Origin of the sequence: Sphingobium sp. BYY-5, assembly GCF_022758885.1 — a bacterium.
Taxonomy (GTDB): Bacteria; Pseudomonadota; Alphaproteobacteria; order Sphingomonadales; family Sphingomonadaceae; genus Sphingobium.
In genome coordinates this window covers 1258023-1282984 of the sequence record NZ_JALEBH010000001.1, presented here as the reverse complement: position 1 = coordinate 1282984, position 24962 = coordinate 1258023, and the positions used below count along the sequence as shown (strand labels likewise).

The 24962-nt window shown below is 62.2% G+C and carries 25 protein-coding genes and 1 tRNA gene; 11 read left to right on the top strand and 15 right to left on the bottom strand.

The genetic code is table 11. The annotated features are described in order from the left end of the window. Window positions 1–12: 12 nt before the first annotated feature. Genes MOK15_RS06055 through MOK15_RS06045 form a run of 3 tightly spaced genes read right to left on the bottom strand, consistent with a single transcriptional unit; the run spans window position 13 to window position 3393 of the window. Window positions 13–870, bottom strand: coding sequence for a hypothetical protein (locus MOK15_RS06055; RefSeq protein ID WP_242930771.1), 858 nt, complete (start codon window positions 868–870; stop codon window positions 13–15). Then, entirely contained in the window at window positions 867–2186 is a 1320-nt protein-coding gene (locus MOK15_RS06050; protein ID WP_242930770.1) for a replication-associated recombination protein A, read from the bottom strand. The genes MOK15_RS06055 and MOK15_RS06050 overlap by 4 nt, the downstream gene beginning before the upstream one ends. A gap of 28 nt (window positions 2187–2214) precedes the next feature. Beyond that, complete coding sequence (locus MOK15_RS06045; protein ID WP_242930769.1) at window positions 2215–3393, bottom strand: glycosyltransferase family 1 protein; 1179 nt, start codon at window positions 3391–3393, stop codon at window positions 2215–2217. 273 nt (window positions 3394–3666) lie between these two features. Here MOK15_RS06045 and MOK15_RS06040 point away from each other — a divergent pair, with 273 nt between their 5' ends. Further along, window positions 3667–4320 (top strand): MOSC domain-containing protein, encoded by a 654-nt coding sequence (locus tag MOK15_RS06040; protein ID WP_242930768.1) that lies wholly within the window; start codon window positions 3667–3669, stop codon window positions 4318–4320. A gap of 38 nt (window positions 4321–4358) precedes the next feature. Next, window positions 4359–5060 carry an NAD-dependent deacylase gene (locus MOK15_RS06035; RefSeq protein ID WP_242930767.1) on the top strand — a complete coding sequence of 234 codons (702 nt, stop codon included), beginning with the start codon at window positions 4359–4361 and terminating at the stop codon, window positions 5058–5060. A 183-nt stretch (window positions 5061–5243) separates the two neighbouring features. Here MOK15_RS06035 and MOK15_RS06030 read toward each other — a convergent pair whose 3' ends face one another. From MOK15_RS06030 to MOK15_RS06020, 3 genes are all read right to left on the bottom strand, one after another. After that, window positions 5244–6272 (bottom strand): FecR domain-containing protein, encoded by a 1029-nt coding sequence (locus tag MOK15_RS06030; protein WP_242932649.1) that lies wholly within the window; start codon window positions 6270–6272, stop codon window positions 5244–5246. Beyond that, window positions 6190–6795 (bottom strand): sigma-70 family RNA polymerase sigma factor, encoded by a 606-nt coding sequence (locus tag MOK15_RS06025; RefSeq protein WP_242930766.1) that lies wholly within the window; start codon window positions 6793–6795, stop codon window positions 6190–6192. The genes MOK15_RS06030 and MOK15_RS06025 overlap by 83 nt, the downstream gene beginning before the upstream one ends. A gap of 191 nt (window positions 6796–6986) precedes the next feature. Next, window positions 6987–7181, bottom strand: coding sequence for a hypothetical protein (locus tag MOK15_RS06020; RefSeq protein ID WP_242930765.1), 195 nt, complete (start codon window positions 7179–7181; stop codon window positions 6987–6989). Between the two features lie 124 nt (window positions 7182–7305). On the opposite strand from MOK15_RS06020, the gene MOK15_RS06015 reads away from it, so the two are divergent. From MOK15_RS06015 to MOK15_RS05990, 6 genes are all read left to right on the top strand, one after another. Beyond that, window positions 7306–7390: transfer RNA gene (locus tag MOK15_RS06015), tRNA-Leu, on the top strand. A gap of 59 nt (window positions 7391–7449) precedes the next feature. Beyond that, on the top strand, window positions 7450–9051 hold the full coding sequence (gene tig, locus MOK15_RS06010) for a trigger factor (RefSeq protein ID WP_242930764.1): 1602 nt from the start codon (window positions 7450–7452) through the stop codon (window positions 9049–9051). Window positions 9052–9193: 142 nt separating this feature from the next. Continuing rightward, window positions 9194–10186, top strand: coding sequence for a glycosyltransferase family 2 protein (locus MOK15_RS06005; RefSeq protein ID WP_242932648.1), 993 nt, complete (start codon window positions 9194–9196; stop codon window positions 10184–10186). A gap of 90 nt (window positions 10187–10276) precedes the next feature. Further along, entirely contained in the window at window positions 10277–10912 is a 636-nt protein-coding gene (clpP, locus tag MOK15_RS06000; protein WP_242930763.1) for an ATP-dependent Clp endopeptidase proteolytic subunit ClpP, read from the top strand. A gap of 140 nt (window positions 10913–11052) precedes the next feature. Beyond that, complete coding sequence (clpX, locus tag MOK15_RS05995; RefSeq protein ID WP_242930762.1) at window positions 11053–12321, top strand: ATP-dependent Clp protease ATP-binding subunit ClpX; 1269 nt, start codon at window positions 11053–11055, stop codon at window positions 12319–12321. Between the two features lie 364 nt (window positions 12322–12685). Continuing rightward, complete coding sequence (locus tag MOK15_RS05990) at window positions 12686–15178, top strand: TonB-dependent receptor (protein WP_242930761.1); 2493 nt, start codon at window positions 12686–12688, stop codon at window positions 15176–15178. A gap of 141 nt (window positions 15179–15319) precedes the next feature. On the opposite strand, the gene mtgA is transcribed toward MOK15_RS05990, so the two are convergent. Next, window positions 15320–16015, bottom strand: a complete 696-nt coding sequence (gene mtgA, locus MOK15_RS05985) for a monofunctional biosynthetic peptidoglycan transglycosylase (protein ID WP_242930760.1) — start codon at window positions 16013–16015, stop codon at window positions 15320–15322. 57 nt (window positions 16016–16072) lie between these two features. Further along, entirely contained in the window at window positions 16073–17362 is a 1290-nt protein-coding gene (locus tag MOK15_RS05980; protein WP_242930759.1) for an MFS transporter, read from the bottom strand. 90 nt (window positions 17363–17452) lie between these two features. Here MOK15_RS05980 and MOK15_RS05975 point away from each other — a divergent pair, with 90 nt between their 5' ends. Further along, window positions 17453–18016: a TetR/AcrR family transcriptional regulator gene (locus MOK15_RS05975; RefSeq protein WP_242930758.1), complete on the top strand. Its 564-nt coding sequence runs from the start codon at window positions 17453–17455 to the stop codon at window positions 18014–18016. After that, window positions 18013–18492, top strand: coding sequence for a GNAT family N-acetyltransferase (locus tag MOK15_RS05970; protein WP_242930757.1), 480 nt, complete (start codon window positions 18013–18015; stop codon window positions 18490–18492). Before MOK15_RS05975 ends, MOK15_RS05970 begins: the two co-directional genes overlap by 4 nt. 114 nt (window positions 18493–18606) lie before the next feature. Here the strand turns inward: MOK15_RS05970 and rplI are convergent, their stop codons facing one another. The 3 genes from rplI to rpsF are packed head-to-tail and all read right to left on the bottom strand — an operon-like array spanning window position 18607 to window position 19885. Next, the gene (gene rplI / locus MOK15_RS05965) at window positions 18607–19206 is read right to left on the bottom strand and encodes a 50S ribosomal protein L9 (RefSeq protein ID WP_242930756.1); all 600 of its coding nucleotides are present in this window, start codon (window positions 19204–19206) and stop codon (window positions 18607–18609) included. Between the two features lie 12 nt (window positions 19207–19218). Continuing rightward, window positions 19219–19443: a 30S ribosomal protein S18 gene (gene rpsR, locus MOK15_RS05960; RefSeq protein WP_004212076.1), complete on the bottom strand. Its 225-nt coding sequence runs from the start codon at window positions 19441–19443 to the stop codon at window positions 19219–19221. 13 nt (window positions 19444–19456) lie between these two features. Then, window positions 19457–19885 (bottom strand): 30S ribosomal protein S6, encoded by a 429-nt coding sequence (gene rpsF, locus MOK15_RS05955; RefSeq protein WP_242930755.1) that lies wholly within the window; start codon window positions 19883–19885, stop codon window positions 19457–19459. 289 nt (window positions 19886–20174) lie between these two features. On the opposite strand from rpsF, the gene MOK15_RS05950 reads away from it, so the two are divergent. Further along, window positions 20175–21575, top strand: a complete 1401-nt coding sequence (locus MOK15_RS05950; RefSeq protein WP_242930754.1) for a GntP family permease — start codon at window positions 20175–20177, stop codon at window positions 21573–21575. Between the two features lie 58 nt (window positions 21576–21633). Here the strand turns inward: MOK15_RS05950 and MOK15_RS05945 are convergent, their stop codons facing one another. The 4 genes from MOK15_RS05945 to MOK15_RS05930 all read right to left on the bottom strand — a co-directional run bounded on the left by MOK15_RS05945 (window position 21634) and on the right by MOK15_RS05930 (window position 24958). Continuing rightward, window positions 21634–22014, bottom strand: coding sequence for an RcnB family protein (locus MOK15_RS05945; RefSeq protein WP_242930753.1), 381 nt, complete (start codon window positions 22012–22014; stop codon window positions 21634–21636). Window positions 22015–22170: 156 nt separating this feature from the next. Then, complete coding sequence (locus MOK15_RS05940) at window positions 22171–22887, bottom strand: CPBP family intramembrane glutamic endopeptidase (RefSeq protein ID WP_242930752.1); 717 nt, start codon at window positions 22885–22887, stop codon at window positions 22171–22173. A gap of 75 nt (window positions 22888–22962) precedes the next feature. Continuing rightward, entirely contained in the window at window positions 22963–24168 is a 1206-nt protein-coding gene (locus MOK15_RS05935; RefSeq protein WP_242930751.1) for an ABC transporter permease, read from the bottom strand. A 76-nt stretch (window positions 24169–24244) separates the two neighbouring features. Next, window positions 24245–24958, bottom strand: a complete 714-nt coding sequence (locus MOK15_RS05930) for an ABC transporter ATP-binding protein (RefSeq protein WP_242930750.1) — start codon at window positions 24956–24958, stop codon at window positions 24245–24247. Between the last annotated feature and the right edge of the window lie 4 nt (window positions 24959–24962).

The window sequence follows — 24962 nt, the reverse complement described above, 5'->3', positions numbered from 1 at the left end:
ACGCCCTTACTATTAGATCACGCCGAAGGTCCAGCCCTCAGTTCGCGCTATTTGCGGGGTTAGCGCCGGGGGCGTCCAAAGTTCCGGGCAAAGCGCCGATTTGCGCATCCAGGCGGCAGTGACGATCGCGTCGGCGCCATGGTCGTCCGGCATCGGGCCGTCATGACCGGCTGTGCCCAAAGCCGCCAGCGCATCGTTCAGCGCGGTCAGATCCCGCATCTTGGTGCGGCCTTTGGGTCGTCCCGCTGCGCGTGCGGCTATGCTGGTGTAGATTTCCACGACCAGCGATCCGGCAGCGGGCAGGGGATGGAAGGGCCAGACCGGCACCTGGCGCTGCACATGATGCAGCAGCCGCATCCCCGCAAAGCTCGCCTTGGCGACTTGCGCCGCGCCGATCGCATCATAGACGGTCGAAGGCTTGCCGCCGCCGCCCGCATTATAATGGGCTTCGCAGGCGCGATTGTGCATGAAGGCGGCCTTCACACCGTCCGCCTTGCCGAAATAGAAATGGGGACGATGGGTGACTTCCAGCAAACTCGCCGCGCCCAGGTCCGTATCGGCGCAGATGGCATCGACATAGGCCCAGAAGGCCGGGCCATCCTCCGGCACCGGATCGCCGGGCAGATAAGCGCCACGCGCGACAAAGGACGGTGCGAAGCTGAAGTCGAAGCCGAACAGGGTAGCGGATTCGGCCGCCGTCTCGACAAGCCAGTCGGCCACTGCCTGCCGCGACCAGATGCTGTCAGGTGCGGGGATCAGGCGAGGCACGGCGGTTCCGGCTTCGCACAGGGCGACGGCGATTCCCTTGTGTCGCGCTCCCTTGGCGCCCGACCAGTCGATCGCGGCGAAGCGCGCGAAGTGGGGCGTCATGCCGGTCCGCGCTCAGTCCGTAGCTTGTTCCAATAGGCGATACGCTCGGCGATTCGCGCTTCGAAGCCGCGATCGCTGGGGTTGTAGAAGGTCTGCGGCTCCATCTCCTCCGGCCAGTAATTGGCGCCGGAAAAACCCTGGTCCGCGTCATGGTCATATTGATAGCCCTTGCCGTAGCCGACTTGCTTCATCAGCTTGGTGGGGGCGTTGACGATGTTCATGGGCGGCATCAGCGATCCGGTGTCGCGGGCCGACCTGAAGGACGCTTTCATCGCCATATAGGCGGCGTTGGATTTGGGCGCGGTGGCGCAATAGAGGCAGGCCTGCACGATCGCCAGCTCGCCCTCCGGCGAACCAAGAAAGTCATAGGCATCCTTGGCGGCGAGGCACTGGACCACGGCCTGCGGGTCGGCCAGGCCGATATCCTCGGTCGCGAACCGGACAAGGCGGCGCAGCACATAGAGTGGCTCTTCGCCCGCGGTCAGCATCCGCGCCATATAATAAAGCGCCGCTTGCGGATCGGACCCGCGCAGCGACTTATGCAGGGCGGAGATCAGGTTGTAATGCCCCTCCCGATCCTTGTCGTAAACCGCGACGCGGCGGTGAAGCAGGGCGGAAAGGCCCGCCGGATCGAGCGGCTCGGTGATGTCGATGGAGTAGAGGGTTTCGACCTGGTTGAGCAGGAAGCGGCCATCGCCGTCGGCGCTCGCCAGCAGCGCCTCGCGCGCAGCGGCGTCGAGCGGCAGCGGACGCGCGGTCAGGGCTTCGGCGCGGTCCAGCAATTGTTCCAGGGCAGTGGCGTCCAGGCGGCGAAGGATCAGCACCTGCGCGCGGGAAAGGAGCGCGGCGTTCAGTTCGAAGCTCGGATTCTCCGTAGTTGCGCCGACCAGGGTGACGGTGCCGTTCTCAACGAAGGGCAGGAAACTGTCCTGCTGCGCGCGGTTGAAGCGGTGGATTTCATCCACGAAGAGCAAAGTCTTCTCGCCGCGTCGGCCATGCTCCTTTGCCGCAGCGAAGACTTTCTTGAGGTCGGCGACGCCGGAAAAGACGGCGGAGATCGGCTCGAACCGCATCCCGACGGCATCGGCCAGCAGGCGCGAAATCGTCGTCTTGCCGGTGCCGGGCGGCCCCCAGAAGATGATGGAGGAAAGGCGTCCCGCCGCCACCATCCGCCCAATCGCCCCTTCCGGGCCGGTCAGATGTTCCTGACCCACCACGTCGGTCAGGGTGCGCGGGCGTAACTGGTCCGCAAGGGGAGCGGTGTCCGCTGCGCCATTCGCGGCGGGAAGATCATCGGGATCGAAAAGGTCGGTCATTGCGACCGATATAGGGAGGGAGAACGGATCAGGGAACAGGGCTGGAATAGGGAGCCAGGCCCTGGGCGCGCTGGCGGATGACGCGCAGATAGGTGTCGACCAATGCCTGGTTGACCTGGTCCCAGCCGTTACGCTCGGCGCGCGCCTGCGCCGCCCGTCCGGCGGCTTCACGCGCGGCGGCATCCTGGCAATAATGTTGCAGAGCGTCGGCAAAGTCACCGATCGCGCCGGGGCGGATCAGCCGGCCGGTGATGCCTTCGGTAACAAGGCTTTCGCTGCCGGTGGCGCGCGCAGCGACGGTCGGCAGGCCGCAAGCCATCGCCTCCAGCGTCACATTGCCGAAGGTTTCCGTGATCGACGGATTGAACAGCATGTCCATGCCAGCAACCGCGCGGCCAAGATCGGCTCCCATCTGAAACCCGGTGAAGACCGCATCGGGCAGCCGGTTCTGGAGCCATTCGCGGGCCGGGCCTTCGCCCACCACCAGCACCTTATGCTGTACCCGGCGTTCGGTGAGCTTGTCGATCGTATCGGAAAAGACATCCAGCCCCTTTTCCATCACCAGCCGACCGATGAAGCCGATGGCGGGCACGCCGTCGGCAATGCCCAGAGAGCGCCGCCAGCCAAGATCCCGGCGCTCCGGATTGAAGATGTCCCGGTCGATGCCACGGGTCCAGATGCCGACATCATAGCTCATCCGCTGTTCGCGCAGCAGTTGCGCCATCGATTCGGACGGCGCGACGATCGCGTCGCAGCGGCGGTAGAAACGGCGGAGCAGCGATTCGATCAGCGGCTCCAGAAAGGCGAGACCATAATAGCGCGGATAGGTTTCGAACCGGGTATGGACCGATGCGACCGTGGGCAGGCCATGGCTGCGCGCCCAGCTCAGGGCGCGATGGCCGAGCGGATCGGGGCTGGACAGATGGACCAGGTTGGGACGGAAATTATTGAGATCACGGCGCAATGCCGCCGACAGCCGGTAGGGCACCCGATATTCCTTACGTCCCGGCACGGCGAAAGATGGTGCGCTGACCAGATCGCCGGCGGGTTCGAAGGCGGGGGTGTCGGTGGTCGGGGAATAGACGCGGACGACGGCGCCCTGCTTCAGCAGATAGCCGACGAAACGGTTGAGCGCCTGATTCGCCCCATCCCGAACATAGTTGTAGTTGCCACTGAACAGGGCGACGCGAAGGCCGGTAACATCCATCGGCGCCCCTTAGCTTACGCCGCGTAAAAACCCAAGGGAACCATGGAAACCCCTGGGAATTTTGAGAGATGCCGACCGGCGCGACAGCGCTTAAAGAAGATGGGGGGCCTGATTACCGATCCGTTCGGTAGGGGAATGCGGGTCAAGTGGAACTGAGAACAGGGCTTGGTTATGTACGCATCGCTGAACGGTTCGACCGCCATGTTGAGCGGATGACGCCATTGCGATCGGATCGGCCATCGCATCCCTGGCGCGCCCATGGCATGATGGGGCATGAGCAGGCCCCATATGACTATCGATGCGCTGTTGGTGGGGACGCCTGTTCCCTTTCGCGGTGAGGAATATAGCGCCATCGCCAAGATACCGGTCGAAGGGCCGGTGCGGATCACATGGGATGGGTTCGCGGGCAATGCGGTGGCCGATCGCGTTCATCACGGCGGCTGGGACAAGGCGATCCATCTTTATCCGCAGGATCATTATGGCTGGTGGCGGGAATCGAAGCCGGATCATCCGCTGCTCGATGCGCCCGGCGCCTTTGGCGAAAATATCGCATCGCGCGGGATGACCGAGGATGATCTGTGCCTGGGCGATCGCTTTTCGCTGGGCAGTGCGATCGTGGAGGTCAGTCATGGGCGGCAGCCCTGCTGGAAGCTCGATCATCGATTCGGTACGCGGGACGTCATGGCGACGATCGTGAAGACGGGCCGCTGCGGCATCTATTTCCGGGTCATTCGCGAAGGTGAAGCGGAAGCGGGCACGCGCATGGATCTGCTGGAACGGCCTTTGCCGGACTGGCCGATCGCGCGGGTGTTCCGGCTGCTGATCGGCGGTGGACATAAAGCCGATCCGGATGCTGTGCGGACGCTTGCAGCTACGGATGTGCTGGCGGAAGCCTGGCGTGATCGGGCGCGCAAGCTCGCGGGGTAAAGCTGGCGAAACCTCTATCGCATCGCTACCCTGGGCCTATGATCGGGGATATTCGCAACATCGTCATTCTGACCGGCGCCGGTGTTTCTGCGGAAAGCGGCCTGGCGACCTTTCGCGGGCCGGACGGGTTGTGGGAAGGGCATCGGGTGGAGGATGTCTGCACGTCGGAGGCGTTGGCGCGAGATGTCGAACTGGTTCATCGCTTCTATGATGAGAGGCGCGCGAAGCTGATCGAAGTGACGCCCAACGCCGCGCATGAGGCGCTGGCGGCGCTCGATCGGGCGTGGGGAGGCGAATTGCTGATCGTGACGCAGAATGTCGACGATCTGCACGAGCGGGCCGGTGCGAAGCGGTTGATCCACATGCATGGCGAACTGAAATCGGCACTGTGCGCGGCGTGCGGCAAGGCGGTCGCCTGGCCCGGTCCGCTGCCGCCGGCGTCGGTCTGCGATGGGTGCAGCCGCCCATCGCTGCGGCCCGACATCGTTTTCTTTGGCGAGATGCCCTATGAGATGGAGCGGATCGACGCGGCGCTGCGGGATGCGGACCTGTTCGTGTCGATCGGCACGTCGGGCGCGGTCTATCCGGCGGCGGGTTTCGTCCAGACCGCGCGCCATGTTGGCGCACGGACGCTGGAACTCAATCTCGATCCTTCGGCGGGCAGCTTCTATTTCGAGGAAAGCCGGATGGGGCCGGCGAGCAAGCTGGTGCCGGACCTGGTGCAGGAGCTGCTGGGCTGATTAAGGCGGATCGACGTTCAGGTTAAAGCGGAAGCTTCGGCCTCATTTTCAACGTCATGCCGGACTTGATCCGGCATCCAGGAGCACAAAGGGCGCACCTGCGACTCTGGATGCCGGATCAAGTCCGGCATGACGGCTTAGGAAGCACCTAAAACCGTGAATGTCGATCTGGCCTTAAGCTGATTAGCTGGTTGTTGCGTTAGGCGCTTCGGACGGTTCCTCGTCACGATAGAGCAGCATCACCGAACCATCCTCCCCATCGACCACGCGGATCGGCAGGCTGAACTGGAGGGCGGACAGGAATTCGCGGCTGTCGGTGGTGCGAAAGCGGCCGCCGATGCGGAGCGCCGAAACGCGCGTGTCGCCGATCAGGATCGGGGTCTTGCGGTAGCGGTTGAACTCGCCCGCCGCCTGCTCGATCGTTTCGCCGTCCAGCTCGACCATCTGTTCGCGCCACGCGATGCGCTGGTCGATCAGCTTGGGGCCGAGCCGGGTGAGCGCGACGGTGCGTGGCTGGATCACCGCGCCGCTGCCCGCCGCCACCTTCTGCTGGACGTTGTTGCCCGAATGGACGGTAACGGTTCCATGGGTCACGGTGAGTTCGATCAGCGAAGGGCGCATACGTACGTTGAAGGCGGTGCCGACCGCGCGAATGAGGGCCGACCGTGCTTCCACGTCGAAGGGGCGTTCCGCGTCATGGGCGACGTCGAACGAGGCTTCGCCTTTCAGGATGCGGACCTTGCGGCCATTGGCGGTGAAGCGGACCTCCGCCTCGCTGTCGCTGTTGAGATGCAGGGTGGAGCCGTCCTCCAGCGCGATGTCGCGCATCTGGCCGATGGCCGTCTGATAGCGTTCGATCCCGCTGAACGTGCGGACCGTGACGATGGCGGCGACGATGAACAGGAGGACCGCGATCGCGGCTGCGGCCATGATATTGCGGGACAGGCGGCGTTGCTGCTCCTCGCTGATGATCGGCTGGAGCGGTGGCAAGCTGATGTCGGCGGCGGCGCTCTTCAACCGCTCGGCAGCCTCCCAGGCGGTTTCGGCGCGGGCGAAGGCAACGGCGTGGCGCGGATCGGCCTCGATCCATTCGCAGATTTCGGCTTCGTCTTCCGGGGTTGGATCGCTGTTAAGCCGGGCCAGCAGGCGCGCGGCTTCCGCCTCGATCGCGTCCCTGTTCCCGCAACTTGAACTTGGTTCCGACCCCTGCACGTTCGAAGTCCGTTTCCTCACGTTCTGCCCAGGCCCGCATAACTATTGCGATTGCTTTGGCCAGATGTTTTTCAACTGTTGAAACGGACAGCGACATCTCCTCCGCTATTTCCAGCATCGATTTTTCGTGAATGCGACGAAGGATGAAGACGCGGCGGCACTGCGGCGGAAGCGACTCGACGATCGCCTCGACCTGGCGCAGGGCCTCGCGGGCATGAAGCTGCGCCTCGATATTATTCTCGCCGCCCAGCAGTTCCAGGTCGGCGATGGTCTCGAAGCTCACCACCTTGTTGCGGCGAGCGGTGTCGATGACCAGGTTGCGGGCGATGGTGAAGAGATAGGCTCGCCCGGTGGTGACATTTTCCCAATTTTCCGTGGCATAGGCGCGAGCCAACACCTCGGCCACCATGTCTTCCAGCTCATGGGTGGAAGGAAGTATCCTGCGGAGCCGGCCACGAAGGGCAGCTTCCTGTGGCAGGATCACCGTCTTGAACCATTCCAGTTTGGCGCGAACCCTTTGCACGTTGACCCCCTTATTTGTCAGCCGCGCCTCTCCCTGTATTTTTATATCTGTTCTTATATTTGTCATACTCAATCATGGATGCAGGGGGCTGTCCAGCCGTCAGGCAACGATAATTTTAGCGATCAACCAAAAATCTCCGGCATCGGGTAAATTTGTTGTGGATAAGCCACGCTGGACGCATATTTCGTTGCTCAACCGGCTGGAGGAATCTCTGGCGGTGCGCGATCGGGCTGGTCATAGTCCGGAGTGACCGGCGTAATTTCGTCGGGTCTGGGTGCCGGTGTTTCGATCGGCCGGTCGGGCGACGGCGCTTCGTCGGGCGATTGCGGTTCGATGGTATCGGGCCGGGGAATGCTGTCCGGCGCGGCGTTGGGGCGGGTGGCCATCGCTGTCTCTCCTTTGTCTTATGAAGGAGCTACGCATGGCTTGCACAACCGGTTCCGCGCCTGTTTCCACTATCCCTTGCTACTGCGCGCGCTTTTCTCTATGCCGCGCCGACCGGCGACCGATGCGGGCGTGGCGAAACTGGTAGACGCGCCAGATTTAGGTTCTGGTATCGCAAGATGTGGGGGTTCGAGTCCCTTCGCCCGCACCAGAGCGCCGCCTGCGGCCAAGCCACCGAAATTCAGCTGAAGAAAGCGTTTGAGAGAAGAGATGCAGACTGTCGAGACGTTGAACGAGGGCCTGAAGCGCGCCTACACCGTGACCATCACGTCGAAGGATATCGACGCCCGCGTGGAAAAGGAAGTGAAGGCGATTGCGCCGCAGGTGCGTATGCCCGGCTTCCGCCCCGGCAAGGTGCCGGTGAACCTCGTCAAGAAGATGCACGGGGAATCGCTGCAGCGCGATGCGCTCAACAATTCGATTCAGGAAAGCATCCAGAAGCTGATCGCCGACCAGAAGCTGCGTCCCGCGATGCAGCCTTCGGTCGAACTGGACGAAGGTTTCGAGTTCGGCAAGGACGCGGAAGTCAAGGTCGAGCTGGAAGTGCTGCCTGAGATCGCCGCACCCAGCGTTGACGGCCTGAAGCTGGAGCGCCTGACCGTCGATGTCGCCGACGCGCAGGTCGCTGAGGCCGCCGGCCGCATCGCTACCCAGCAGGGCGCGCTGGAAGAACAGGCCGATAGCCACAAGGCTGCCGAAGGTGACACGCTGGTCATCGATTTCGTCGGCAAGGTCGACGGCGAAGCGTTCGAGGGCGGTTCGGCCCAGGACATCCGTCTGAAGCTCGGTTCGGGCCAGTTCATTCCCGGCTTCGAGGAGCAGCTCTCCGGCGTGAAGAAGGGTGAGAAAAAGACCATCGAGGTCAGCTTCCCCGAAGATTATGGCGCCGCGCACCTGGCCGGCAAGGCCGCGACCTTCGACGTCACGGTCAAGTCGGTGCTGGACGGCGACAAGCCCAAGCTGGACGATGATTTCGCCAAGTCGCTGGGCCTGGAAAATCTTGAGAAGCTGAACGAGCTGCTCAAGGGGCAGATCGAGCAGGAACATAACGGCCTGACCCGCACCCATATGAAGCGCAAGCTGCTCGATCAGCTCGCCGCCGCCCATGATTTCGACGTGCCGCCGAGCATGGTGGAGGCCGAGTTCAACCAGATCTGGGCGCAGCTTCAGCACGAGGCAGGCCATGAGGAAGATCCCGAGGCGGCCCTCAAGGAAATGGAAGACGAGAAGGACGATTATCGCGCGATCGCCGTGCGTCGTGTCCGCCTGGGCCTGCTGCTCTCGGAAATCGGCCAGGCCAACGGCGTGACCGTTTCGGACCAGGAAATGAACCGCCTCATCATGCAGGCCGCGCAGCAATATGGTCCGCAGGACCGCGAGCGTTTCGTCCAATATGTCCGTCAGGACCCGATGGCCGCCGCGCAGCTTCGCGCGCCGCTCTATGAAGACAAGGTCGTCGACTTCCTGTTCGACAAGGCCGAAGTCACCGACCGCGCCGTGACCCGTGAAGAGCTGGAAGCCGCGATCGAAGCGGAAGATGGCGATCTGAAGCCGCACGTCCATGGTCCGGGTTGTGGTCACGACCATGACCATGATGAAAAGCCCAAGGCGAAGAAGGCCGCGCCCAAGAAGAAGGCCGCCGAAGCTGTCGAAGCGGAAGCCGCGCCTGCTGCCGAAGAAGCGCCCGCCAAGAAGCCGGCCGCCAAGAAGGCCGCCGCCAAGAAGGATGAGGCTGTCGAGGCCGATGCCGTCGCTGAGGAAAAGCCCAAGAAGAAGGCTGCTCCCAAGAAGGCAGCCGCCAAGGCCGAATAAGGCCGCCCGACCAGCTATGATGAGCGCCCGGCTTCCATGGGAAGCGCGGGCGCTTTTCATTTCGAAAGCGGCATGGCAGATGAAATATTAATCATGATGACCCATGCGGATACAGCATAAGGGGCAGGGGCCAGTTGCGACGATGAAGGAATTTCCGCCGGTGATGGGCGAAAGCGTGGAAAATCAGTCTGCCGTCGCTGCGCCGCGCGTCGCGGTGATATTGCCCTGCTATAATGAAGCGGGTGCGATCGTGCAGACGGTGGAGGATTTTCGCCGCGCGCTCCCCGCTGCCGATATCTATGTCTTCGACAATAATAGCAGCGACGGCAGCCGCGAACTGGCGGCCGGCGCGGGGGCGATCGTCCGCCGCGTGAACCAGCAGGGCAAGGGCCATGTGGTGCGCCGCATGTTCGCCGATGTCGACGCCGACATCTATGTCATGGCCGATGGCGACGCGACCTATGAAGCCGCCGCCGCCCCGGCGATGATTGCCGCGATGCTGGAGGATAATCTCGACATGGTGGTCGGGTGTCGTCGGGATGCGGTGGAGGCGGCCTATCGGCGCGGCCACCGCTTCGGCAACTGGGCGCTGACCAGCCTGTTGAAGCAGCTTTTCGGCCGCAGCTTCACCGACATATTGTCCGGTTATCGCATCTTTTCCCGCCGTTTCGTGAAGAGCTTTCCGGTGCTGTCCGCCGGTTTCGAGATCGAGACCGAGATCAGCGTCCATGCGCTGGAACTGGCGATGCCGGTGTCCGAAGTCATGACGGCCTATGGCGCGCGGCCGGAGGGGTCGGTGAGCAAGCTATCCACCTATCGCGACGGCTGGCGCATCCTGCGGACCATCTTCACCCTCTATCGCATCGAGCGGCCGGTTCTGTTCTTCGGTGTGATCGCGGCCTTCCTGGCGGCGCTGGCGCTGGGTCTGGCCACGCCCTTGATCGTGACTTATGCCAAGACCGGCCTGGTGCCGCGCTTTCCGACCGCGATCCTGGTTACGGGCCTCATGATCCTCGCCACTTTGTCGATGATGTGTGGGCTTATCCTGGATACGGTGGTACGCGGGCGGCGTGAGGTGCGGCGGCTCGCCTATCTGACCTTCCGGGCGCCCGCCGATTTCGCCCGCCGCGATTGATCGGCGGTTCCGATCGGCAAGCCCCTTGAACCATTCGCCATTTGTGCCGATGTAGGGCCTGGGCAAAAGCAACCACTCTGAAAGAGCACAATGACCAACATCATGCATGATCCCATGGCCGCGCTGGTCCCCATTGTCATCGAACAGTCGAATCGCGGCGAGCGCAGCTTCGACATCTTCTCCCGTCTGTTGCGCGAACGGATCATCTTCGTAACCGGCCAGGTCGAGGATCATATGGCCTCGCTGATCGTCGCCCAGCTCCTGTTCCTCGAATCGGAAAATCCGAAGAAGGACATCTGGATGTACATCAACTCGCCCGGCGGCGTGGTGACGGCGGGCATGGCGATCCATGATACGATGAAATATATTCGCCCGCAGGTTGGCACCGTATGCATCGGCCAGGCCGCGTCGATGGGCAGCTTCCTGCTGGCCGCGGGTGAGCCGGGCAAGCGCATCGCGCTCGCCAACGCCCGGATCATGGTGCACCAACCTTCGGGCGGCGCTCAGGGCATGGCGTCCGATATCGAAATTCAGGCGAAGGAAATCCTGCGGATTCGTCGCCGTCTGAACGACCTCTATGTCAAATATACCGGCAAGTCGCTGGAAGATGTCGAACGGGCGATGGATCGCGACACTTTCCTTGAAGCGGATGAAGCCAAGGCATTCGGCCTGGTCGACGAAGTGTTCGATCGTCGCCCGGCCATCGCTGAAACAACAGAGACCTAAAGGCCATCTTTACCGCGGTGCTCCACTTTCTCCCCTTGTGGAACGGGCGCACCGCGGTCTAGGATAGCCTTTGGACCAGAAAATCCCTCGCCGGACACGGTTTTGATGTTTGTAGACCGGGTGGGAAGAGAGAATGGCGAATGACTAAGCTTACCGGTTCGGATTCGAAAAGCACGCTTTACTGCTCCTTCTGCGGCAAGTCGCAGCATGAGGTGCGTAAGCTGATCGCGGGGCCGACCGTGTTCATCTGCGATGAATGCGTGGAATTGTGCAACGACATCATCCGCGAGGAGACCAAGGGCGGTCTCGTCGGCAAGAAGGATGGCGGCGTGCCGACCCCGCAGGAAATCTGCGATGTGCTCGACGATTATGTGATCGGCCAGAACCGTGCCAAGCGCGTGCTGTCGGTGGCGGTCCATAATCATTACAAGCGCCTGAACCACGGTTCCAAGCCGGGCGAGGTGGAACTGGCCAAGTCGAACATCCTGCTCGTCGGCCCGACCGGCTGCGGCAAGACGCTGCTGGCGCAGACGCTGGCCAAGACGTTCGACGTGCCCTTCACCATGGCTGATGCGACCACGCTGACCGAAGCCGGCTATGTCGGTGAGGATGTGGAGAATATCATCCTCAAGCTGCTCCAGGCTTCCGACTATAATGTGGAAAAGGCGCAGCGCGGCATCGTCTATATCGACGAAATCGACAAGATCAGCCGCAAGGCGGAAAATCCCTCGATCACGCGCGACGTGTCGGGTGAGGGCGTGCAGCAGGCGCTGCTCAAGCTGATGGAAGGCACCACGGCCTCGGTTCCGCCGCAGGGCGGGCGCAAGCATCCGCAGCAGGAGTTCCTGCAGGTCGACACGACAAACATCCTGTTCATCTGCGGCGGCGCCTTTGCGGGGCTGGAGCGGATCATCGGCGACCGTCTGGAAGCCAAGTCGATCGGCTTCGGTGCCCATGTCGCCGCGCCCGAAGAGCGCAAGACCGGTGAGTTGCTGCGTCAGAGCGAGCCGGAAGATCTGCTGAAATTCGGCCTGATCCCCGAATTTGTCGGCCGTCTGCCCGTAATCGCGACGCTGGAGGATCTGGACGTGACCGCTCTGGTCAAGATCCTGATCGAACCGAAGAACGCGCTGGTGAAGCAGTATCAGAAGCTGTTCGACATGGAGAATGTCGCCCTCAGCTTCACCGACGATGCGCTGACGGCGATCGCGAAAAAGGCGATCGAGCGCAAGACCGGCGCGCGCGGCCTGCGGTCCATTCTGGAAGGGATATTGCTCGACACCATGTTCGACCTGCCTTCGATGGAAGGTGTCGGCGAGGTGGTGGTCGACAAGGATGTGGTCGCCGGCACCAAGGAGCCGATTCGTGTGTTCAGCGAAAACAAGAAACGGGCCGAAGACGCAGCCTGATTCCGATCAGCCTCAGGACCGAATTTTGAAGGGACCGGCAAGCGATTGCCGGTCCCTTTGTCGTGAAATGGGTGCAGCGCACAAAAATTCCCTTTGCGTTGCATAATTGCACCACCGTCAAACTAATGGCTCGCACCTAAGATTCGTCATTAAATTTCAACAAACTACATACATTTGCACAGTGCTTCACCAGGCGCTGGATTGGCGTTGGAGAGGAGTGTGGCGGTCCAGTTGATGCATTGTAACAAAATTGCAATCATAGCATCACAGGGGCGTCGCGAGAGGTCGTCAGAGGCGGCACAGGCTTGAAATGAGCAGGACATTGGGGCGCGACGCGCCACTCTTGAAAAGGGACAAGGGGCATATGAAGCAATTTCTGATGGGCAGCGCAGCGGTAATCGCCGTTGCCATTCCGGGCGCGGCGTTCGCGCAGTCGACGGGTTCGATCGATTTCGATAACCAGATCGTCGTTACCGGCGCTAAGACCGACGCTGGCATTTCAGGCGTCATCCTTCCGGATACCAGCCGTGCCAAGGCAGTGCTGGGTGCCGAATTCATCCAGGCCCAGACCCCTGGTCAGACCATCAATGAAGTCATCAACCAGCTTCCGGGCGTTAGCTTCCAGAATAACGATCCGTTCGGTTCTGCTGGCGGTACGCTAACCATTCGTGGTTTCGACGACTCTCGTATCTCGCAGACTTTCGACGGTCTGCCGCTGAACGACACTGGTGGTTATGCGCTTTATTCGAACCAGCAGCTTGACCCCGAAATCATCGATCAGGTGAACGTCAACCTGGGGTCGACTGATGTCGACAGCCCCACCGCCGCTGCCACGGGTTCGACTGTCAACTATCGCTCGATTACGCCGAGCGAGGATTTCAGCGCGAAGATGGTTGCCTCGGTTGGCGACTTCTCCTTCTTCCGCCTGTTTGGCCTGGTCCAGACCGGCAGCTTCACCAAATGGGGCACGCGCGCCTTCATTTCTGCCAGCCGCGCCAGCAACGATGCCATCTACGGCGGCATCGGCAGTATCGACAAGCAGCAGTATAACGCCAAGATCTACCAGCCGATCGGCAGTAACGGCGACTTCATCTCGCTCGCCGGTCACTGGAACGAGAACCGCAATAACTTCTTCGGCTCGGTCCCGTTGCGCGTTGACGGTGGACGTACCGTTGGCAGTTCGAGCACCACAGGGCGTTTCCCGCTGACCAAGGATGAGCGTTTCTATGAAACGGCTCGCTGCCTTACGGCAACGCCCCGTGCTGGTGTCGCGGATGTCGATGGTTCGACTAGCTGCGGTTCGGACTTCGAATATCGCTGGAACCCCTCGAACACGGGCAATATCCGCATTAATTCCCGCTTTACCCTGACGGATGGATTGGTGCTGACCGTCGATCCGAGCTTCCAATATACCAAGGCCAATGGCGGCGGCACTTCGCTGGCTTCGGAAAGTACCACCACCATCGGCGGTATGCGTTACACGGGCTTCATCCAGGGTTCGTCCAGCGTTGCGCAATATTTCTTCGGCCGTGACATCAATGGTGACGGCGACATGCTGGATACCGTGCGCGTTCACACGCCGAGCCAGACACAGACCAACCGCTATGGCCTGATTAGTTCATTGCGTTATGATATCGACCAGAATAACACCGTTCGTCTGGCGTACAGCTATGATCGTGGTCGCCACCGTCAGACCGGCGAAGCTGGCTATCTGACCAACAATGGCTTTGGAGCGGATTATTTTCCGGTCGATAATCCGATCCTGGACGTGAACGGCGCCACGCTGCAGAAACGAAATCGCCTGTCCTACGCAATCTTGCACCAGGTTTCGGGTGAATATCGCGGCAAGTTCATGGATGCACTGACAGTCACTCTGGGTTTGCGCGCGCCTTTCTTCAAGCGCGACCTGAACAACTACTGCTTCACTTCAACTGCTTCGGGCAACTTGCGTTGCTTCGAGCCGGGGTCGACAGCGGAAACTGCCTTCGGTACAGCCAATCCGGCGATTCAAGGGCCGCAGCAGCGCGTCTTCAAATATGACAAGTTGCTGCCGAGCGCCGGGTTCGTCTTCAACGCGACTGGCGCGGTTGATGTCTTCGGCAACTATTCGAAGGGCTTGCAGGTGCCGGGTACGGACAATCTGTACCAGACCTTCTTCTATGTCGCTTCGGATGATCGTGCGAACCCGCAACCGGAAACGACCGACAATTTCGACCTTGGTGTGCGCTATCGTTCGTCCACGCTGCAGGCACAATTGTCCGGTTGGTACACCATCTATAGTGATCGTCTGGCTTCGGCCTATGACCGTGAACTCGACACGACCATCTATCGTAACCTGGGTCGTGTCGACAAATATGGTGTCGACGGCAGCATCACCTATCAGCCGATTCCTGAGTTCATGATCTATGCCTTCGGTTCCTACTTGAAGTCGAAGATCAAGGATAATGTCGAGCTGTCCGCCACCACCGTGGCGCAGACCGCTGGCAAGCGGGAATCGGGTGCACCGGTCTACACGTTTGGTGGGCGTATGCAGGGTGAGATTGAGGGCTTCCGTCTGGGTGTCCAGGCGAAGCGCACCGGTCCGCGCTATGTGAACGATCAGAATCTGCCGGTGATTATCTCCGGTGCTCAGGTCTATGGCGCCAAGGTGCCGGCTTTCACCGTGGTGGACATTGATGCCCGCTACTCGTTGGAGAAGTTTGGTGCTCCGGGTGTCGCCCTGCAACTCAACGTCACCAACCTGTTCGACAAGCTTTATGTCGGCGGTCTCGACGGCACGCTGTCGAACACCAGCGTCAGCTTCGCCCAGATCGGTGCGCCGCGCACCTTCATTGGATCGCTGGTCGTCGGTTTCTAAATCTGAACGACAATCGAAAAAAAAAGAGGCGCGGAGCGATCCGCGCCTCTTTTTCGTGGTCCGCATTTGCGCTGGCAATGTTGGAAATCGCCCGCTACCGCTCGACTGACCACATGCGATATGTGTGATGTTAGGGAATTTTCACCGCAAACACTCATCCAGCCCGTCCCGCTGAACCACGCCGATGCGGGTGGCGATGTTATTGCCATAGCGGCGAGTGAAGCCGCCGGGGGCTATGGCGGCGCGCTTCTTGGGCAGGGGCAGGACGGCGGCGATGCGTGCGGCTTCGGCGCGGGTCAGCTTGTCGGCGCCATGGTGGAAATAGCGCATCGCGCCCGCCTGCACGCCATAGGTGCCGATGCCGGTTTCCGCGACGTTCAGATAGACTTCCATGATCCGGCGCTTGCCCCAGATCGCCTCGATCAGGACGGTGAACCACGCCTCCAGCCCCTTGCGGACGAAACCGCCCCCCTGGAAGAGGAAGACATTCTTTGCCGTCTGCTGGCTGATGGTGGAGCCGCCACGGACGCGGCCGCCGCTGGCGTTATGGATCGCCGCCTTGGCAATGGCGTCCACGTCGAAGCCGTGATGGCGGCAGAATTTTCCATCCTCGCCAGCAATGGCGGCGCGCGCCATGACGGGATCAATCTCGTCCAGGCTGGTCCAATCCTTGGTGATGCCGTTCGGGTCGAGCAGCATCGTCCATGTCACCGGCGGCGGCACGAAGCGATAGATCGTCACCATCAACAGCGACAGGGCGACGAAGCTCAGAACGAGCTTGATCGGAATCATGATCCAGCGGGATCGGCGGCGTGGCGAAGCGGGTTTGGCGTTCATGCCCCGTGGTAGCGCGGTCGCCCAGACTGGTTCAAGCGCCCGGTTCAAGCGCCCGGTTCAAGCGGTCGCGAACTGCCCTGGCCGTTCGCGATTGATGAGCAGCACCAGCCCCGCACCGACCAGGCAGAGAATGCCCGCGCCGATGAAGGCGGGCATATAGCTGGACCAGACCGTCCGAGAAAGGCCACCGCCCAATGCCGCGCTCGCCGCGCCAAGCTGATGCCCGGCGAAGATCCAGCCGAAGACGATGTTGGCGCGATCCGCGCCAAATTGCTGCACGGTCAGCTTCACCGTCGGCGGCACCGTGGCAATCCAGTCGAGGCCGTAGAAGACCGCGAAGATCGACAGGCTGTAGAGCGAAAAGTCGCTGAACGGCAGATACAGTAGGGACAGGCCGCGCAGGCCATAATAGCAGAAGAGCAGCCAGCGATTGTCGAACCGGTCGCTGAGCCACCCCGATCCCAATGTGCCGAAAAAGTCGAACAGTCCCATCATCGCCAGCATGGATGCGGCGCCCACGGCGGCAAGGCCGTAGTCGCCGCACATGGCGATGAAATGGGTCTGGATCAGGCCGTTGGTGCTGGCGCCGCAGACGAAGAAGGAGAAGAAGAGAATCCAGAAGGTCGGCACCTGCGCCGCATCGCGCAGCACGGTGATCGGCATGGCCAGCAGCGCGCCGAGGCTGGTGGGCTGGGGCGGGGCGGCCTGAACCTGCGTGTCGCCATAGGGGGCAAGGCCCAGGTCGGCCGGGCGGTCACGCATCAGCAGGATTACGACGATGCCCGCCAGCAGGATTGCGCCGCACACCAACAGCAAGGCGGTGCGCCAGCCCTGCGCTTCGGTCAGGCTGGCGAGCAGGGGCAGGAAGGCGAGCTGGCCCGTGGCCGTACTGGCCGAGAGTAATCCCATGACGAGTCCGCGCCGATGATTGAACCAGCGTGTCGCGACCGTCGCGCCCAGGACGATGGCGGTGAGGCCCGTGCCCAGGCCGATCACCACGCCCCAGAGCAGCACAAGCTGCCAGAGCTGCGTCATGCCGAGGGACAGCAGCAGTCCGCCGATGACGATGGAGAGCGAGATGAGCATCATCCGCCGTACACCGAAGCGGTTCATGAAGGCGGCGGCGAACGGCCCCATGCCACCGAACAGCAGGAACCGGATCGCCAGCGCGCCGCTGATGTCGGCCGCGCTCCAGCCGAATTCCTTTTGCAGCGGCACGATGAAGACGCCGGGTGCGCCCACCGCGCCCGCGACCACCAACATGGTCAGGAAAGTGGCGGCTACCACCGCCCAGCCATAATGGATGTTGCGTGCGGACAGACGGCGCGCAAACTGCGTCGACAACATCAACTTCCCCCTTTTGGGTGACGACTGGACTGGCGTTAAATGATGAATGCAATATATAAGGTCAAGAGGTCGATTGAGGAAAAATAGGCGATGAAGGTCAGCCGTGAGCAAGCCACGCGCAATCGGGAGAAGGTGGTCGACATGGCCTCCCGCCTGTTTCGCGAGCGCGGTGTTGAAGGTGTCGGCATCGGTGAAGTGATGCGCGAATGCGGCCTGACCCATGGCGGCTTCTACAATCAGTTCGCATCCAAGGAAGCGTTGGCGGCTGAGGCTTGCGCGACGTCGCTGGCCAGGAGCGCCGAGCATTGGCGTGCCATCGTGGCGGAAGCGGAGAATAGTGATGCGCCAGCGGCGATCGCGGCTAGTTATCTCAGCGCTCGTAATCGTGACGCGCCGGCAACGGGCTGCTCGCTGATCGCTCTGGGGCCGGATGCAGCGCGGCGCGGTGGCGATCTTGCCGGGGCGTTTCGGCAGGGATTCGAGGAATTGACCGGCATATTGCAGGAGTCCACGCCGGACATGGATCGGCAAACGGCTCTGGCGCGCATGGCGCAGATGGTGGGCGCGATGGTGCTGGCGCGAGGGGTAGCTGATCCGGCGCTGTCCGAGGAGATATTGGCGGCAGCGCGCAAGGCGATCGGATTGGAGGCGTGACGGGTTGGCGGCCGATGCGGGTGGAGGATATCGCGGTGGTCGCTTCGATCTCCGATGCTGTGCATGGCGCTTATACCGAATGGGCGGCAATTTATGCGGAACGGCTGATGCTGTATCCAGCGGGCTGCTTCCTGTTCGAGAGAGATGGCGGGGCGTTGGGCTACTTGATTAGCCATCCCTGGCGCAGTGGGCATCCCCCGGCACTGAACCGGCCGATTGGTGCGATCCCTGCCGAAGCAGATCTCTATTATCTCCACGATCTGGCGCTGGCGCGCGAAACGCGCGGCACGGGGGCGGCGCAGGCGGCGGTTCGCATTGCGTTGGAACGTGCGCAGGTGGCAGGCTTTGCCCGGATTGGGCTGACGGCGGTCAACGGCGCGGACGGCTTCTGGCGGCAGCAGGGATTTCAGCCCGTATGCGACGCGCCGGCCTATGGCGGCGACAGTCTTGCCATGGAACGGTTGGTTGGAACTTGATGCGCCGCACAATGGATTCATGGGGATGAGGCGTCCTCATCATCCACGGCAATCCCCCCAACAAAAAAGCCGCCCGGTGAAGGGCGGCTTTCTCGTTTGATCCTGTAAGAAGGCTCAGGCTTCTTCAGCCGGGGCTCCTTCTTCGGTTTCCGCGACGATTTCGCCGGGTTCCGCGTTGGGATCATAATCTTCAGTGAAGCCCGCCTCGTCCTTTTCGAACAGGTCGGCCATCACATTGACGCCCTGTGCCTGAAGATCGGCTTCTTCAGGCGAACGGGCGACGTTCACCGTGATGGTGACGGCGACTTCGGGGTGCAGCGCGACCTTGACGTCGAACACGCCCAAAGTTTTGATCGGGCGTTCCAGCACGACCATCGCCTTGGTGACGTTGGTGATGCCTTCCGCTTCCAGCGCTTCCACGACGTCACGGACGGCGACCGAACCATAGAGGTGGCCAGCGTTCGACGACTGGCGGATCAGGACGATCTGCGTGCCGTTGACGCCTTCGGCAGCCTTTTCGGCGTCCGAGCGCCGAGCGGCGTTGTCCGCCTCGATCTTCGCGCGGTTGGCTTCGAAGACCTTCTTGTTGGCGTTGTTGGAGCGCAGCGCCTTCTTGTTGGGCAGCAGGAAGTTACGGGCATAGCCGTCCTTCACGGTGACGACGTCGCCGATCGCGCCCAACTTCTCGATGCGTTCGAGGAGAATGATTTCCATGGGTCTTTCCCCTTACTTCACGATGTAGGGCAGCAGGCCCAGGTGACGGGCGCGCTTGATGGCCTGGGCCAGCTCGCGCTGCTTCTTGGCGGACACAGCCGTGATACGGCTGGGGACGATCTTGCCGCGCTCGGACACGAAGCCCTGCAGCAGACGGACGTCCTTATAATCGATCTTCGGCGCATCCTTGGCGGCGAAGGGGCAGCTCTTGCGGCGGCGGAAAAACGGGCGTGCCATTGTTCAGATCTCCTTATTCGCCGATGGCTTCTTCGCGGTCGCGGCGCGGGCCACGATCTTCGCGATCGCCACGGGGACCACGATCGCCACGGGGGCCGCGATCACCACGCTCGGAACGTTCCTGCTTGCGCATCATGACCGACGGGCCACCTTCCAGCTCATCGACCTTGACGGTCATGTAGCGGATGATGTCTTCGTTGATCTGGGTCTGGCGCTCCAGTTCCGCGACAACGCCAGCGGGGGCGTCGATGTTCAGCATCACATAGTGCGCCTTGCGGTTCTTGGCGATCTTGTATGCGAGCGAACGCAGGCCCCAGGTCTCGACCTTCGTGACCTTGCCTTCGTTTTCCTCGACGATCTTGGTGGCGGTTTCCGCCAGTGCGTCTACCTGCGCCTGTGCCAGATCCTGGCGCGCAAGGAACACATGCTCGTAAAGAGCCATGGGTAAGCCTCATCTGTTGGCCGATCGCTGACGCCCACCCCATGTGGAACGCCCCTCCGGCTGTCGTTTACATGCTTCGCGGCAAGGCCGAGTCACCCCGGCCCAGATGCGAAGGCGCGCCTATGGCGGAAAAGCGGGGGAAAGGCAAGGGCGCATCGATGCAGGGCGCACCTGCCTCAATCCCGTTGGGGCTGAGCTTGTCGAAGCCTCCCACTTCCTTCTATCTTGCCCGGAAGAAGTAGAGCATTTCGACAAGCTCAGCGCGAACGGATTGAGGGGACTTTTAGGCATGGCCGTCGCAATCGCAGCTTTGTCCCTCATCCTGCTGATGGTTGCGGCCTATCGCGGCATGAGCGTCATCGTGATGGCGCCGCTGCTGGCGATGCTCGCGGTGTTCCTGACCGATCCCGCCGCCGTCCCCGCCGCCTTTTCCGGCCTGTTCATGGAAAGGGTGGCCAGTTTCCTGAAACTCTATTTCCCCGTCTTCCTGCTGGGCGCGCTGTTCGGCAAGCTGGTCGAAATTTCGGGTTTCTCGCGTGCCATTGTGACGGCAGTGATCGGCGTGGTGGGCGCGGCGCGGGCCATTCCCGCGATCATGATCGTGACCGCGCTGCTGACCTATGGCGGCGTGTCGGTGTTTGTCGCGGTATTCGCCGTCTATCCCTTCGCGGCCGAAATGTTCCGCCGCGCCGACATCCCCAAGCGGCTGGTCCCGGCCACCATCGGCCTGGGCGCCATCACCTTCACCATGGATGCGCTGCCCGGCACGCCGCAGATCCAGAATATCATTCCGACCAGCTTTTTCGGCACCACCGCCTGGGCCGCGCCGGTGTTGGGGGTGATCGGGTCGGGCTGCATTGCGGCGATGGGGTTGGCCTATCTGGGCTGGCGGCGGCGCGGGATGGCGGCGGCGGGGGAGGGCTATGGCGCGCTCGAAACCCTGGTGAACGAGCCTGAGCCGGTCGAGGAAAGCGTGCGCGTCCATCCGCTGATCGCGCTGCTGCCGCTGTTGGTGGTGGGGCTTGGTAATCTGCTGCTGACGCTGGCGATCCCGCGCTGGGTGACGGAGGAGAAGGTGACGCTCTCGCTGCCCGGCATGGCGGAGCCGGTCGTGGTCAAGGTGGCGCAGGTTTCCGCGCTCTGGGCTGTGGAGGGCGCGTTGCTGCTGGGGATCGGCACAATCCTGCTCTTTGCTTATCCCACCGTGGCAAAGCGTTTTGCCGACGGATCGAAGGCGGCGGTCGGCGGCGCACTGCTGGCGGGGATGAACACGGCGGTCGAATATGGCTTTGGCGCGGTGATTGCGGCGCTGCCGGGGTTCCTGATGGTCAAGGAAGCACTGCGATCCATCCCCAACCCGCTGGTCAATGAAGCGATCACCGTGACCTCGCTGGCTGGCATCACCGGATCGGCTTCGGGCGGGCTGTCGATCGCGCTGGCGGCGATGGCGGAACAGTTCGCGGCTGCCGGGGATGCGGCGGGTATCCCGCGCGCGGTATTGCACCGGGTCGCCTCCATGGCGTCGGGCGGGATGGACAGCCTGCCGCATAATGGCGCTGTCATCACCCTACTTGCCGTGACGGGGCTGACCCATCGGCAGGCCTATAAGGACATATTCGCGCTGACTCTTATTAAGACGCTGACTGTCTTCGTGGTGATCGCGGTTTATTATCTGACGGGTCTGGTCTGAACATGACCCCGCCCCGGAAGGCGAGCTTCCGGGGCAGGTTCTGATCTGACTTCCGACCTTAGCGGATTGCGCTGCCGACGACCGCGCCGATGATGCCGCTGGTGACTGCGATCAGCACCGCATCATTGCCTGAGCGAACCCAATGATAGCCGCGCGGCGGAGCGGACAGGCGATAGTCGCGATAATTGTTGATGACCCGATAGTTGGTCGCATAGCGCCGGTCGAAACGCTGGCCTTTGGCCCAGCGGCGATGTGTGTCCTTGCGGACGACGGTCTGCTTCTTCACGACGGTGCGGCCATTGGGCTTTTCCCGGACGACCGTGCGGCTGACTTCCTGACGATGTTGCGGACCATGGCTTTGCGCTTGCGCCTGGGTGGTGAGGATGGGACTGACCAGCAGGGTGGAGGTGGTCAGGGCCATGATGATCTTCTTGAACATATGTTTTGCTCCTTTGCCTTGTTTCGGGCGCCGTTCCATGGCGTCGAAGACAGAGATAGGCAGCGCTTGTCGCAAGCCTGTGTCAGGGAGGAGGCAGGATTGTCGGAAAGTGTATCAGTGCGCGATTTAGTCTGAGCGGCTGTTCATAATGCCGCGTCAGAATAGCAATGAGATGACGTTGCCGAAATTGTGCAGCAGGATCGGCATCATCAGGCTTCGGGTGCGCAAGCGCAGCCATACCGCCAGCAAGGAAGGCAAGGCAGTCAGTGCCATTACTATGGGATCAATGCTGAAATGGCCGTCGGCATAGCCAAAGCCATGGGCCAGGCCGAATAGCGCGCAGGAGAGGAGCGCCCCCCAGCCCCAATCGACGCCCAGAAAGCGGACCCGGCGGGTAAAGGCGCGGTCGAGCGCGAACAGCAGGATACCGCGGTAAAAGGGTTCTTCCTCCAGACCCGGCATGGTCAGTTGGAAAGCGACTTCCTCCACGCCGCTGGGATCATCGGGAAAATAAAGTGCGAGCAGCGTGAAGAACGAGCAGTAGATCAGGACCACCGGCAGCGTAGCGATCATGCTGCCGCGCGCCTGCTTCAGCGTAAGCCCGATGCGTCGCCAGCCGAAGGCGGGCAGCGCCGCAATCAGGAGGGTAAGAGCGATGGCGAGTATCTTGCCCTGCCAGTTCCAATGGGCGCCGGGGATGAGATTAGGGGCGAGATGATAGAAGCGGGTCAGCAATGCATCATTGCAGGCCACGAGCGCTGCGGCGACCAACAGCCAGCGCAACGAAAAGCCACGCCGATCGGCAAGGCCGATACCCCCGCCAGCCAGAAGTAGGAGCGCCAGCGTACCGAGCAGGCTAATGAAGCTGTTCATGCCGCGTAGGTCTTTGGGGCAGATCGTCGCGGCCTTGCGCCCCTGTGTCCGCCAATTGTGGGAAAGCGTATCGGCCTATTCATGCCGCAGCGCGTCGATCGGGTTGAGCGCGGCGGCGCGGCGCGCCGGGAAATAGCCGAACACCACCCCGATTGCGGCGGAGAAGAGGAAAGCGATCACATTCACCTTCGGGTCGAAGAGAAAGGGCACCTGCATCAGCGGGGCGATCACGAGCGAGGAGATCAGGGCGAGGAACAGGCCGATGAGGCCGCCCAGGCAGGACAGGACGATCGCCTCCACCAGAAACTGCATCAGCACTTCGCGCGCGACCGCGCCGATGGCGAGGCGGATGCCGATCTCGCGCGTGCGTTCCGTCACTGATACCAGCATGATGTTCATGATGCCGATGCCGCCCACCAGCAGCGAGATGGCCGCCACCGCGCCGACGATCTGCGTCAATATGGTGGTGGTGCCGGTCAACGTGTCGCTGATCTGCTTGGTGTCGAAGACATTGAAATTATCCTCCGTGCCCGGCTTGATCTTGCGCCGTTCGCGCATCAGTTCCTCCAGGCTCGCCTGGACAGTGCTGGTGTCATAGGCGTCATCCACCGCGACCATGATCTGGCTGATGTCGCGGTCGCCAGTGAAGCGGCGCTGCACGAATTTGATCGGCATGACGACGACATCGTCCTGGTCGCCGAAGCCGCCCTGGCCGCGTGTCGCCAATATGCCGATCACCTGGCAGGACACGCCCTTGATCCGCATCCGCTGGCCCACCGGCTCGGCCCCCTGGAAGAGGTTGGTGCGCACCGTATTACCGATGATGCAGACGGATTTGCCCGCTTCTTCCTCATCGGGCAGGAACAGGCGGCCGTCCACCACCTTCCACTGCTGGACCTCCGAATAGGCAGAGGTGGTGCCATAGACGGTGGTCGACCAGTTATTGCCTTCATAGATGGCGGTGCCGCTCGACTGCACGATGGGCGCCACGGCGCGCACGCCGGTCAACTGGTTCTCGATCGCGGTCAGATCCTGCGGCTTGAAGTCGGGCGGGCGCGGACCGCCGCCGCCGCGGCCGAAGCCCTGGCCGGGGCGAAGTTGCAGCACATTGGCGCCCAGTGAACTAATCTGTTCGCGCACCGCCGCCGTGGCGCCATTGCCCAGCGTCACCATGGTGACGACAGCGGCCACGCCGATGATGATGCCCAGGGTCGTGAGGAAGCTGCGCAGCTTGTGCCGGTTGATCGCACGAAAGGCGAGGATGATGGTGGTGCCTAGCATGAATGTGCAAACCCCAACTCCGTTCGGGCTGAACCTTTCGACTGCCTGCTGGGGCAAATGGGGGCTTGATTCCTTTTCACGCCTTCACCCTTTCCTCGATCCGCTCGACCAGTCCGTCCTTGAAATGGACGATGGTGCGCGCAAAGGCGGCCATGTCGGGTTCGTGCGTGACCATAAGCACGGTGATGCCGCTGTTGCGGTTGAGGTCGGTCAGCAATTCCATGATCTCCACCGACCGTTCGGAATCGAGATTGCCGGTCGGTTCGTCCGCCAGCAGCACGTCGGGCTGGGTGACGATGGCACGGGCGATGGCGACACGCTGCTGCTGGCCGCCGGAAAGCTCTGCGGGGGTGTGGTCCCACCACTCCTTGAGGCCCACCTTGTCGAGCGCAGCCATGCCCATGTCGTAGCGCAGCTTCTTGTCCTCGCCGCGATACAGCAGGGGGAGTTCGACATTTTCCAGCGCGGTGGTGCGTGACAACAGGTTGAAGCCCTGGAACACAAAGCCGAGATAGCGGCGGCGCAGCAGTGCGCGCTGGTCGCGGTCGAGCCGCTCGACATGGTGGCCCTTGAACAGAAATTCGCCGTCGGAGGGCACGTCCAGGCAGCCGAGAATGTTCATCGTCGTCGACTTGCCCGAACCGGACGGCCCCATGACTGCGACGAAATCTCCCTGCGTGATGTCGAGGTCGATGCCCTTGAGCGCCTGGAAGGCGGTCGGTCCCTCGCCATAGACCTTGGTCACGCCGCGCAGGGTAATGATGGGCGCGCCGGATGGAGCGGGAGCCATCTGC